Annotated in this window: 9 protein-coding genes; 7 read left to right on the top strand and 2 right to left on the bottom strand. The window is 57.3% G+C overall.

What is annotated here, in order from left to right; translation table 11 throughout:
* Positions 1–4 precede the first annotated feature (4 nt).
* On the bottom strand, positions 5–844 hold the full coding sequence (otsB, locus tag P8935_RS08810; RefSeq protein ID WP_348264621.1) for a trehalose-phosphatase: 840 nt from the start codon (positions 842–844) through the stop codon (positions 5–7).
* Positions 845–846: 2 nt separating this feature from the next.
* On the bottom strand, positions 847–3,237 hold the full coding sequence (locus P8935_RS08805) for a trehalose-6-phosphate synthase (RefSeq protein WP_348264620.1): 2,391 nt from the start codon (positions 3,235–3,237) through the stop codon (positions 847–849).
* Positions 3,238–3,511: 274 nt separating this feature from the next.
* Here P8935_RS08805 and P8935_RS08800 point away from each other — a divergent pair, with 274 nt between their 5' ends.
* From P8935_RS08800 to P8935_RS08770, 7 genes are all read left to right on the top strand, one after another.
* Positions 3,512–4,288: an ABC transporter permease gene (locus P8935_RS08800; RefSeq protein ID WP_348264619.1), complete on the top strand. Its 777-nt coding sequence runs from the start codon at positions 3,512–3,514 to the stop codon at positions 4,286–4,288.
* Positions 4,288–5,121: an ATP-binding cassette domain-containing protein gene (locus P8935_RS08795; protein WP_348264618.1), complete on the top strand. Its 834-nt coding sequence runs from the start codon at positions 4,288–4,290 to the stop codon at positions 5,119–5,121. Before P8935_RS08800 ends, P8935_RS08795 begins: the two co-directional genes overlap by 1 nt.
* 134 nt (positions 5,122–5,255) lie before the next feature.
* Complete coding sequence (locus P8935_RS08790; RefSeq protein WP_348264617.1) at positions 5,256–6,647, top strand: zinc dependent phospholipase C family protein; 1,392 nt, start codon at positions 5,256–5,258, stop codon at positions 6,645–6,647.
* Positions 6,648–6,876: 229 nt separating this feature from the next.
* Positions 6,877–7,947 carry a DNA topoisomerase IB gene (locus P8935_RS08785; RefSeq protein WP_348264616.1) on the top strand — a complete coding sequence of 357 codons (1,071 nt, stop codon included), beginning with the start codon at positions 6,877–6,879 and terminating at the stop codon, positions 7,945–7,947.
* Between the two features lie 98 nt (positions 7,948–8,045).
* Complete coding sequence (locus tag P8935_RS08780) at positions 8,046–9,881, top strand: LamG-like jellyroll fold domain-containing protein (RefSeq protein WP_348264615.1); 1,836 nt, start codon at positions 8,046–8,048, stop codon at positions 9,879–9,881.
* A 129-nt stretch (positions 9,882–10,010) separates the two neighbouring features.
* Positions 10,011–11,189, top strand: a complete 1,179-nt coding sequence (locus tag P8935_RS08775) for an acyl-CoA dehydrogenase family protein (protein WP_348264614.1) — start codon at positions 10,011–10,013, stop codon at positions 11,187–11,189.
* A 167-nt stretch (positions 11,190–11,356) separates the two neighbouring features.
* Complete coding sequence (locus P8935_RS08770) at positions 11,357–13,120, top strand: CHASE3 domain-containing protein (RefSeq protein ID WP_348264613.1); 1,764 nt, start codon at positions 11,357–11,359, stop codon at positions 13,118–13,120.
* Positions 13,121–13,172: the final 52 nt, after the last annotated feature.

Genomic DNA, 13,172 nt, shown 5'->3' with positions numbered 1-13,172 from the left:
GCTATCACCCTGCAGCTAAAAGCTGTCGAAATGGGTCACTGGGGCGATTCACGGCCTTTTCCCACTCGCGCAAAAACCACCGCAATCCATCTGGTGGCTGTAGCCAGACTTCCGCGGCCGTCTGCCGCCACACACGCCGCATCAACACGCTCACATGCGGGTTCTGCAATCGATTCACAGCGCAGAATGCGGACTCGTCCGTGAGATCATCTCCAACATAAACAACGGGAGCATCCGGCTCGGCCTGTTCGACAATAGCGTCCACCGCTCCGCCCTTGTCGCGACCCACACGTAATTCCACCCCGGCTTCAAACTCCAGCAGCGACAACCCACTCATCTCCGCCGCAGGTTCAAACATCGCGCGCGTCTTCTCTTGAATGTGCTTCGCTTGTCGAGGAGTATGCCCGCGCCAGTGCATCACCACTGCATTGGGCTTGTCTTCAAATAGCCCGCCAAACGCATAGTGCCTCAGTTGCTCTCGCAGTTCATCCAGCTTCGCGCACGCTTCTGGCGGAGCTTCCTGCATCTCCCGGCTGCCATCCGTAAACAGCCGCTCAGCACCATGCAGTCCCCACACCTCCACCGGCTCAGGCAATTGCAGCATGGGGTTAATTTCTCCCGCCGGCCGACCTGTGATAATCGTTAGCCGCGTTCGATTATCTTTCTGAATGATCGAAAGCAGCTCACGCACCCCGGCCCACGGCCGCGCGTCAAATCGGTTGATGCGAAAATCGGCCAGAGTTCCGTCGTAGTCCAACAACAGCAGGGGAGCCTTCGCTCCGTTCAGCGAGCAAAAGAAATCTTCCAGTTGGTCTGCTTCTCTCTGATTCAAATCTTGTCGCATTCCTATGCCATTTTACGGTAGGGATCGATGGAGATCACCGTCTCCGCCGAAGATCCTGAATAGGTTTCCGCGGCGTCCGGACTCTCCAATCGAACATCGCGCAAGTCTCCGAGGATCATCGCTGCCCAGCGATAAATATTGTGTTCCATCACCTGCTTGCGCATCTCCTGCATACGTACTCTGCGCTCTTCGCGCGGCATGTCGAGGCCGCGGTGAATCGCCTCGCCCACTTCTGCAACATCATAAGGATTCACGATCAGCGCGTCGCGCAACTCCACCGCCGCGCCCGCAAATTTACTCAACACCAGCACACCGTCTTCATCATCGCGAGCCGCCACATATTCCTTAGCCACCAGATTCATACCATCGTGCAGCGAAGTCACCAGACAAACATCGGCGATGCGATACCAGCGATTCACTTCCTCGTGATTGCATTGGCGATCGATCAGAACCACGGGCTTCCATCGCGAAGTCTGGAAGCGGTGGTTGATGCGTCGTACTTCTTCATCTACTCGCCTGCGCAAATCTGCATAGCTTGGAATGCGCGTTCGACTGGGCGCGGCGATTTGCACCATGGTTAGCCGCTCCCGGTGCCAGGGATGTTGCACCAGCAGCTCCTCAATAGCCAGCAATCGCTCCACGATTCCCTTCGTATAATCCAGCCGGTCAACGCCAACTGCAATCGTCTCCGCGCGCACGCCAAACTCCGACAGCAACACGCGCCGCTCTTCTCTGCGATCCTCTTCCTTCTCTGACATCATCACGCGCAGCGAAGAGGGCATGCCTCCACTGAACGCCACACTTACCGGATAAGGCTTGATCGCTGTGGTGTGGCCTAAGCGCCGTGCCGTCATGTGCTCGCGATCGGTACGCGACTCCAGCACCCGGTCCACCGTCGAAAGAAAATTGTGGCAATGCAGAGGAATGTGGAATCCGATCAGATCAGCTCCAAGCAGCCCGTCCAGCAACTGCGCCTGCCACGGACAGATCCCGAACGCCTCCGGATTCGGCCACGGAATATGCCAGAAAATCGCCACACGCGCATCCGGTCGCGCGTTCTTAATTAGTCGCGGCAACAGCGCGAAGTGATAATCCTGGACAAACACCAGCGGCTCCGCGCTGCCTTTCATCTCATCGAGAAGTGCCGCTGCAAACCGCTCGTTGACCCGCCTGTATGCCTCGTAGTCTGAAGCCCGAAAAATCGGCCTCGTATGCGCGATGTGGCAAAGAGGCCACAGACCTTCATTCGCAAACCCGTCGTAGTATTGCGACTCTTCCTCTGCGGAAAGCCATACCCGCCGCAGCGTGTACTTCGGATCGTCCGGCGGCACGCGCAGCCGATCAAACTCATCCACATTCTCGCGGTCCGCATTCCCGCTTCCACTCGCAACCCACACACCATCGCAGGCACGCAACACCGGCTCAATCGCCGTCACCAATCCGCTCGGCGGAACCACGCACATCGTCTTACGTCCATCTCGCACGTGCATGTAAGGCTCGCGATTTGAAACCACAAATATGCGCCCGCTCGCCTTGTTCCTCATGTGTACCGCAAGCCGCTCCGGTGTCCAGAAATGCTCTCCGGCATCGCGCAGACGAGCCTCTGCCGCGGCCGCCGCTCGAGCCGCAATCAGGCTCTCTGCCATCGTCTCCACTTCGCGCGCCAGCGGGCTGAAAATACTCATCTCCGCTGAGCCCGACGAAAGCCCTCTTTCGAAATGCCCCATGCGCAGGCGCCGTAGACGTTCGGCAACTCGCATCAATGGACGCATCAGGAACCACCGCACCATGCCGAATGTCACGGTGACAATCAGCACCACGGTGGCCAGAATCCACCAGAAGCTCCTGCGCCAGAGATCGTAGCCCTCGTCGCGGATATATCCCGAGTCGACCAGGACCACCAGCGCGCCCACCAGCCGGTTTCCGTCGTGCAGCGGGAACGCCTCTTCAAGCCACTGGGTATTCCGGGTGTGTCCAAACCCATTGATCTGAGAGCCTTTCTTGATCGCACGCTCGACCTGCGTCTGCGCCAGCGATCCAACGGGCGTTTTCTTTGCCAGAGATTCAAACGGAGAGTGTGCCAGCGCCTGAAATACTTCCGGCACCCCGGCGGACGCAATCAGCTGCCCCTTCGGATCGTAGATACCAATTCCCAACGCCCCGGTCTGCGCCTTCGCATTGGCCGCAATCGCCGCCAGTCCGCCGGTATTTCCTTGAGCAAGCGCAGATTCCACTTGCGGGGAAAGGCTCGTTCCCAGCCAGCTTGAACGCCATTCAAGTTCTTGACGGAGAATATGCTTATGCTCTAGCACCTCAAAGTAGGTCGAAGCCACCGAGAGCAAAGTAACGCCTGCAATGAGCGCAAGAATCAACCGCAAGCGAAACGAATGCATTCAACTTCCCCCTGTTACATCCAATGAGCGCGTCTATCCTTAGATGCACAACTTCCAGCCGAAGTCATGCGCCACAAAATCAACCAAAGCATCAACCATTCAGGAACTTACCGAATTGACATCAAGATTTTTTGATGCAATCCCTCTGCTGGGGGTGTGTAATTCTTGCTTCGTTGACCGTCTCGATTACCCTGCAAGCAACGACCTCGAATGCGCTATTCTGTGCAGAGAGGACAAGTAGCCCGTATCGTTTAACTTACGGTGCAACCATCTGATGGCATTTCCTTCAATCGAGAATACCGCCAAGAACATAGTGGGAACGGTGCAGGACTATTCGCTGTTCGCCTGGCGAGGCGCCACGAATCTCTTTCGCCCGCCGATCTATTGGCCTGATTTCCTCGTGCAGTCTGATGTCATCGGGTTTGGTTCCGCCTCGATTGTACTGCTCTCCGGCTTTTTTACCGGCGGCGTGCTGGCCCTGCAGTCTGCAGCTACATTGTCGCAGTTTGGGGCTACTGCCGTCACCGGACGCTTCGTCAGCACCTCCATGATTCGTGAACTCGGTCCCGTCCTCACCGGCATCATGGTCTCCGGACGCAACGCCTCCTCCATGGCCAGTGAACTCGGATCCATGGTAGTCACCGAGCAGATTGACGCCATGCGGGCACTCGGCGTAGATCCCATGCGCAAGCTCGTCACTCCTCGTATCTTTGCCTGCGTCACCATGCTCTTCTTCCTCACCATCGTTGCCAATTTCTTTGGCATCCTCGGTGGCGCTGCCGTCACCGTCTTCATGAACCACCAGAATGGGACCCAGTACTTCTCCATGGCCTATGAGTACCTCCGCATTGGCGACATCATGCAGGGTCTCATCAAGCCGCTCTTCTCCGGATTCATCATCGCCAGCATCGGCTGCTTCTACGGTCTTCGCACCAGCGGTGGAACCGAGGGCGTCGGTCGCTCCACCATCAAGGCCGTAGTCGTATCGTCAGTGCTCATCATCTTCGTGGACTTCCTCCTAACCCAGATCATGCTGACCATCTTTGGCTGATGACAAACCTCGTCCCCGCCGCCATTGCCGAAAGTCCCTCGACCAAGCCCAGCCCGGTGCTCGAGTTTCGCAACGTCTCCCTCACATTCGATAATCCCATCCTCCAGCACGTGAGCTTTTCCGTCGCGCAGGATGAAACCCGCATCCTTCTCGGACCCGCAGGCGTCGGCAAAAGTGTCCTGCTCAAACTCGCCAACGGATTGCTCCGACCCGACTCCGGATCTATCCACCTCTTCGGTAAGGAAATCTCGCAGATCCCCGAGCGCGAACTCTTTGCCATGCGCACGCGCACCGGCATGGTCTTTCAGGAAGGTGCACTCTTCGATTCCCTGACTGTGCGCGACAACGTCGGTTATCAACTAATTCAAGAAGAAGTCTCCGACGAAGAGATTGACGTCCGCGTTCGCGAGGAGCTTCGCTTCGTCGGGCTTGAGCAAACTTTCAGCCTCTATCCCGGAAGCCTTTCCGGCGGCATGAAGCGCCGTGTCGCCATCGCCCGCGCCCTTATTCACAATCCCGATCTGCTTCTCTACGACTCTCCAACCGGCGGCCTCGATCCCGTCACTTCCACCACCATCATCGAATTAATCGTCAAACAGCGCGACGCCTATCACACGCCGTCTGTACTCGTAACGCATCGCCTGCAAGATGCCTTCACCATGTGCAGCCACCGCTTCGAACCCGCAGAAGACCGCATGGTCCCGCTTCCCAAGGGCCAGACCGATTTGAAAACGACATTCCTCATGCTCGCCGAAGGTCGTCTAATCTTCGATGGTTCCCTGCACGAACTCGTCTCCAGTCAGGACCCCTTCGTCCGCGAGTTCATCGAGTAAGCTGCATTCGCCGCAAATTGAACTACCACGGACGTCCTGCTCGATACAATGACGCAATGCGCTGCCGGGCTGATCAGACCGCCTTCGCAGTCGGCCATGTGCGAGCGTGCAGGCGGTTCACAACCAGGAGAAAAATGAAACGAAGGCTTTCCGGAATCTGGGCACTGCTGGCGATCCTCTTCATCGCCCTAAGTCCGCGTGCCGACTTCGCCTACTCTCTCCTAACCCACGAGCAGCTCATCGATCTCACATGGAAAGACTCCATCGTCCCCCTGCTGCTCAGCCGCTATCCCAACCTCACCCCGGCTCAGCTCGATCAGGCACGCGCCTACGCTTATGGGGGTTGCGTCATTCAGGACATTGGCTACTATCCTTTCGGCGACGCAAACTTCTCCAACCTCACTCACTATGTGCGCTCCGGGGACTTCGTCGTGAGCCTCTTTCGTAACGCGCACGATCCCAACGAACTGGCCTTCGCCATCGGCGCGCTTTCCCACTACATTGGCGACTCCATCGGTCACGCTGAAGCCACCAACGTCGCCGTCCCCATTGAGTTCCCCAAGCTTCGTGCGAAATACGGCTCTTCCGTGAGTTACGCGGAAGGCGAACACCAGCACGTCCAGACGGAGTTCGCGTTTGACATCAATGAGATCGCACATCACCGCATTGCTCCCCTGCGCTTCATGCGCCATATCGGCCTCGCGGTCTCGATGCGCCAGCTTGCACTCGCCTACTACCAGACCTACGGACTTTCCGAAACCTTCTCCGGTCGCCGCGGCGTTAATGTGCGTGGATACCGTTTTGCCGTGCACACATTCATCCCGCGCATCGCTTATGCTGTCACCCTTCTGCATCGCCGCCACGAACCGCCCGACCCCACCTCGCCCGATGTCATCGAACTCGAGAAGGAAGCCGCCGAAGTCGCTCAGGACAACCACTGGCAGCAGTATCGCCATAAGGCCGGAATTGGAACCTACCTGCTCGCCGGATTCCTGTTCATCCTCCCCAAGATCGGTCCGCTTACGCTCGTCGCCGTCAAGGGTCCTACGGAACAGACCGAAGCGGATTACGCGCACAGCGTGGCCGTCTCCACCACCGCTTTGCGCCGCATCCTCCTGCGCTTCACTCCCGAGGCAGCGCGGTACAGAGGTCCGATTCCACCGCTCGGCAGTCTCACCCATCCCAACGACACGTCGCCCCAGGCTCGCGATCCCCGCCATCCCTTGCCCAATCGCGACCTCGACACCGGCCGCGTGGTTCAGCCGGGCGGCTACTCTCTCACCGACTCCACCTACGCCAGTCTTCTCCACCAGTTAGTGCGCGATCCCAAACAGCCGATTCCTCCCGGCATCAAGGAAGATATTCAGAAGTACTACTCTGACCTCGATCTCCCGATCACCACCAAAAAAAATCCCGACCAGTGGAAACAGGTCCTCGCCGACTTAACCATCCTGGCGACGATGCCCACCAGCACCTCTCCCGAGCCCTTCCCCACCTACGGCGACAATCAAGGTGCGGACCAATAGTATCTACGCCATATCCGCCAGCCCGAGAACATGTCCATGACCGTCTTCAGAACTCAGCTCTCTACGTCCAGCGCGTCCTGAGCGGAGCAGTTTGAGACCTCACGGACGATTTCGTGCGTAGGGTAAGCGGAGCAAAGCTCTTTTTGCTCTCTCTTCAGCCGCCCGCCCCGCTTCTCGCATCCAAGACTTTCAGAGTTTGATCAAGCTTCGCCGGTCGAATGCAGGGGCCATGTCGTCTACATCCGAAATCATCCTTGATCCAATCGAATCCTCCCGCTTAGCCGGCCTTCGTTACGTCTCCGATTCGAAACCCGGCATCACCCGAAAACGCCGCGGCAAAAACTTCCAGTACTTCGACCCCGACGGAAAGCCAATTCGCAATAAAGAAGAACTGGCGCGCATCAAGTCCCTCGTCATCCCTCCTGCATGGACGAACGTATGGATTTGTCCCCGCGCCAACGGGCACCTGCAGGCAACAGGCCGCGATGCCCGTGGCCGTAAGCAGAGCCGCTATCATCCGCGCTGGCGCGAAGTGCGTGACGAAAATAAATACGAGCGCATGAAGCTCTTCGGCGAAACCCTGCCCGTCATTCGCGAACGCGTTGAAAAAGATCTCGCACGTCCCGGCCTGCCGCGCGAAAAAATACTCGCCACCATCGTCCGTCTTCTTGAAACGACGTTCATCCGGGTCGGCAACGCGGAGTACGCCAAAGAGAATCACTCTTACGGCCTCACCACCATGCGCAACAAGCACGTTGATGTAGAAGGCGCTACTGTGCGCTTCAAATTTCAAGGCAAGAGCGGCAAGCGTCATTCCATCGATCTGAATGATCGCCGACTCGCGAGAATCGTGAAGCGGTGCCTCGATCTACCTGGCTACGAGCTTTTTCAGTATGTCGATGGAGACGAATCTCTCCACGCCGTCGACTCATCCGACGTGAACGAATATCTCCACAACATTACCAAGCAGCAGTTCACTGCCAAGGATTTTCGTACGTGGGCCGGAACCGTCCTCGCCTGCCTCGCCCTTCGCGAATTTGAAGCCTTCCAGTCCCAGACGGAGGCCAAACGAAACATCGTGCAAGCCATCAAGAACGTCGCCGAAAAACTCGGCAACACTCCCGCCGTCTGCCGCAAGTGTTACGTCCATCCCGCTGTGCTCGAGTGCTACTCCGCCGGCGAACTACTTAAGACCCTTGAATCGGTGGGCAGGAAAGCCTCGAAGCGCCCGCACGCTCTCCGCCAGGAAGAGGTGGAACTAATGTTTCTGCTCGACTCCCGCCTCAAAGCCGCCGCTTGATCGATCTTTTCTCCAAAGCATCAAACTGCGATCTCACTGCGTCCATAGACTGAATCGCTTTATACTTGCCGGTCAAGCGCTTCACTCCGGAGATGCAAATGGACTCAACGCGCCGCTGGCGGGCACTTTGCGCCGCTCTATGCTTCGTCATTGCCCTGCCACTTGTAGCACAGGACTTCAACCTGACAGTCGGCAAACATGAGGTCCTGCAATCGAAGATCCTCGGTGAAAAGCGCGACATCCTCATCTCTGTTCCCCATCAGACAAAGCCCAATATGCCGCTGCTTGTCGTGCTTGACGGCGAATGGACGTTCACCAAGGTAGCCGTCATTGTCGACCATCTCGTTTCCAACGGGCGCCTTCCGCCAATGGTCGTGGCAGGAATTGTAAACACCGATCGCGGACGCGACTTCACGCCCAGCTTCAACGGCGGAGAATTTACCCATGGTCCAGCGGACCAATTTCTTTCCTTCATCGCCGACGAATTGATCCCCCAGCTTGCCGCGGAGTACCCCATTGGGAAATACCACATTCTTGCGGGCCACTCGAATGGCGGCATGTTCTCGCTGTATGCATTCATCCGCCGGCCTGACTTGTTCCAGGCGAACATCGCGCTGAGCCCGAGCTTTGGTCTCGATGATCGCTTTGTCGCGCTGCTCGGACGTGCCATCGCCAATCCGGCATCTTCGCCGCGCTTTGTCTTTCTGGGCGCCGGCGGCGATGAAGAAGCCGATATTGCTGTGGGCGCGATGCGCTTTGCAAAGACCTTTGAGATGAGCGCAAACGCCAATCTGGACTATCGCTACGAAGTTTTTCCAAGCGAGACTCACGGCTCGGTGGGCTTGCGCGCCTACTATCGCGGACTAGAACTCCTGGGTGGACCCGATCCTCACCTTTCCTACGGCCCCGCTCGCTACTTGAGCGAGGCGCAGCGCCGCCGTCACGCATGGGTGAGACGTTTTGGCTCGACGTTTGACGATGATGTGCTTCCGCGATACTCTGTGGCACTTCCGATGCAGGACGCGCTCGCAACGCATGAGCGCGACGATCTGATCGCGGCATGGCAGCGACTGCGAACGGAGTATTCCGACGACTTCCGCTTTGATCCCGTGGAACGTCAGAACCTGCTCGCGTCTCTCGAGGCCCGTGGCCGTAAGGAGGACGTGGCTCGGCTCCGCGCTCTTCCGGGCTTCGCTGGACCGAACGTGACGGGCAATAATTACGGGTCCGACGTGGACCTCAAGACCGGGCTGGTTGCCGATTTACCTCTCCACGGATCTGCCGTCGACCTGTGCCACCCAGCCTCAGCGGCTGTGATTCATGGAGCGGAGCTGGCTCCAGACCGTCGCGGGCGCGAGAACATGGCTTATCGATTCAGCGGAGACGGCGCATCCATCGAGATACCGAAGAACTCCGATTATGACAATGCGGGTTCAACCTCTGTGACCGCGTGGGTGCGGCCGCACAAACCCGCTTCTTATACAGCATGGGTTTCGCAGGTTGGACCAAGATGGGGTTCACAGTGGCGCCTTGGTTTCGGTCCGAACCCAGCCTCGCAGTGGGGCGCAACAATCTTCGGCACGCGCTGGACTGACTACTGGGTCGATGGCGACGGGCTTCCCGTCGACAAGTGGTCGCACACCGCAGCCGTCTTTGACCAGACGCTCGGAGAGTTGCACCTTTATGTCAACGGGCACGAAGTCCAGACTGTTCACGACCTCGGATCCTGGGGTTCAAGCTCTGGACCAATTCTTATCGGTGCGCAACGGGATGACGGCCTCTTCTTTAACGGCGATGTAAGTGAGGTGCGTATCTACCGGCGTTCGCTCAATAGCGCGGAGGTCGGCGCCATCAGCAGGCTTGAAGATGCCCCTTCTACAGCAGCGGTGGCCAGCGAGTTCAAAGGAACCTGCGACGTCTCCCCAGCCCAATAGCTAACGCAAAGTCGTTCTGTCGTTGACGTCAAAACGAAAACTGGTCAACGGGGCAAAGCAGTGGAATGTTCGAGGGCGCATCTGCTAGCCTTGCAGGTTTGGGCAACACAGAATGGGCAAGGTGCAATCATGGGTTTTAAATTTCAGGGTGTTGACTTTCTTCATCTCGATGCCAGTTTTAGCGAGGACGAACTTCTCGTTCGCAGGACCGCTCGCGACTTCGTCGAGGACAACCTCATTCCGATTATCGAGGAGTGCTTCCGGACTGAGCGCTTCCCGCGCGAACTCGTCCCGACCATGGGCGAACTGGGTTTCTTTGGCGCCAACCTTGAGGGATACGGCTGCGCCGGCATGTCCAACGTGGAATACGGCCTTGTGATGCAGGAACTCGAGCGCGGCGACTCCGGCTTCCGCAGTTTCGTCAGCGTGCAATCCGCGCTTTGCATGTATCCCATCTACACCTTCGGCTCCGACGAGCAGAAAAATACCTGGCTGCCGGCCATGGCGACGGGCGAAAAACTTGGATGCTTTGGCTTGACCGAACCCGGCTTTGGGTCCAATCCGGGAGGCATGACCACCACTGCCCGCAAGTCTGGCGACGAATACATTCTCAATGGCGAAAAAATGTGGATCACCTCCGGCAACATCGCCGACGTGGCCATCGTCTGGGCCAAGGTTGAAGACAAAGACCATCGCGTCCGCGGATTTCTGGTGGAGACGGACCGTCCCGGTTTTCGTGCATTTGAAGTCCACGGAAAATGGAGTCTGCGCGCCTCAATTACCAGCGGACTATCGCTGCAAGACGTTCACGTTCCCGCCACAAATCTTTTGCCCGGCACCGGCGGCCTGAAGAGTCCGTTGATGTGCCTGAACCAGGCCCGCTATGGAATCAGCTGGGGAGCTATCGGTGCGGCCATGTCCTGTTACGACACCGCACTGCAGTATGCAAAGACCAGGAAGCAGTTCCACAACCAGCCCATCGCCAGTCACCAGATCATCCAGGACAAGCTCGTCTGGATGATCAGTGAAATCTCCAAGGCACAACTGCTTTCGCTCCAGGTCGGCCGCCTGAAAGACAAAGGCACAGTTGGCCATCAGCACATCTCCATGGCAAAGCGAAACAATGTGTGGATGGCTCTCGAATGCGCTCGAATCTCCCGCGACATACTGGGGGCGAACGGGATCACAGAAGACTATCCCATCATGCGTCACATGATGAATCTGGAATCCGTGAAAACCTATGAGGGAACCCACGACATCCACGCGCTGATTCTTGGTCAGCACATCACTGGAATCTCTGCTTACTAGTTATCCGAACAGTGTCCGTTGGTCCCGGCCTGCGGACACTCTTCTTTCCCACCCTTGACGCCCACCGAACCCTAAGTTACTTTCAAATCAAGACATCACGACACGCACGAGCTTGTTTACCGGAACTCAGCTTTCCCGCCTCAGTTTCGTCGGATGAGATCTTTTGTATGCAGACACAGTTGAAACGCTTCAGTGTGTTCGGCGGCTTTCTAATTCTGCTCGCCATCCTCGTAGGGGACGCCTACGTAACCAAGCATCAGCTCGATCAGCAAATCGAAACCGGACTCTGGCTCAACCATACCCGCCAGGTCCAGCTTCAGATCGGCGAAGTCGAATCGCTCCTCAAAGACGCTGAAACCGGTCAACGCGGATTCCTCTATACCGGTAGTGAGCAATATCTTAAACCCTACAACCAGGCTGCCACCCAAGTTGATTCCGACATCAACGAACTCGCAAAGTTGACCTCTGATAACCACCGGCAGCAGGCGGCGATCGCAGATCTTCGCATTCTCGCGCGCCAAAAGCTCGACGAACTTGCCAGCACCATCGCACTCTATCGTTCCGGCAAACAGGACGAAGCACGCAAGCTGGTTCTCAGCGATGCGGGCTTGAACACAATGAACAAGATTCGTGCCGAGATCGCAGGTATGGGTGACGAAGAAGCGTCTTTAGGGGCCGTTCGCGAAGCCGCATATCGCAAGAACATCGTCTTGACCAAGACTTGCATCTACTTGACGACGACGCTTGCCGCGTTCGGGCTCATTCTCCTCGCTTATTACATCATTCGCGAGATGGAGCTTCGCGAGCAATACACTCGCGATATGCATACGCGCGAGCGCTGGTTTCGCACCACGCTCACCAGTATCGGCGATGGAGTGATTGCCACTGACCAGGACGGAAATGTCACTTTCCTCAATCCCGTCGCTGAAGAACTCACGGGCGTGACCACCGCGAGCGCCAATGGTCGAAATATCCTCGACATCTTCCCTATCTTCAACGAGACCACAATGGCGCCCGTCGATAATCCCGTAGCCAAGGTGATCGCGCAAGGCAAAGCCATGGGTTTGGCCAACCACACAGTCCTGCGCAAGCCTGATGGAACCCTTACGCCGATAGACGACAGTGCCGCACCTATTCGAGACGACGATGGCAAGCTCATCGGCGTCGTCCTCGTCTTCCGTGATATCAGCAACGACCGCAAAACAGAGCGCGTTCTCCGCAATGCAGAAAAGCTCGGAGCTGCGGCCCGCCTCTCGGCCACCGTTGCTCACGAGATCAATAATCCGCTGGAGGCAGCGGTCAATCTCGTTTACATAGCGAGGCTCGATCCAAACGCGCCGTCGGCCGTGATCAACCAGCTAACCCAGGCTGAGCAGGAACTGGAGCGCGTCGCCCACATCACTCGCCAGACACTCGGTTTTTTTCGCGACAACAATGCGCCGGGACCGATTGATCTCGAGGCGCTCATCGCTTCCGTATTCCGCCTTTACGCAAACAAATTCCTGACCAAGCGAATCACGCTTCAGCGCCACTTCGGCAAGTGCCCACCGATTCACGGAGTGCAAAACGAGATTAAGCAGGTCGTCTCCAATCTCATCTCCAATGCCGCCGACGCCGTTGCCATCGGGGGCACCATCATCGTCACGCTGCACTGCGTTGAAGAAGGCAGCCGGACTACTGTCCACTTGACCATTGAAGATGACGGGCCAGGAGTCGCAGATGAGAACAGAGAACGAATCTTTGAACCTTTCTTTACCACCAAGCAAGACGTGGGAACCGGTCTGGGACTCTGGGTATCACGCGAAATAGTCGAACGCCACGGCGGCTCCATCGTAGTGGAGAACCGAAAGAACGGCGACCGCGGTGCAGCCTTCTGCGTAACATTCGAAGCAAGTATGGAAAAGTCTGAAGCGGCGGCGATTCAAGGCTGACGCGTTGCTCTTTTTCAGACCATCAATAGTCGACTCGAAAACTTTCATCGAC

Source organism: Telmatobacter sp. DSM 110680 (assembly GCF_039994875.1).
GTDB lineage: Bacteria > Acidobacteriota > Terriglobia > Terriglobales > Acidobacteriaceae > Telmatobacter.
This window is presented reverse-complemented; position numbering and strand designations above follow the sequence as displayed.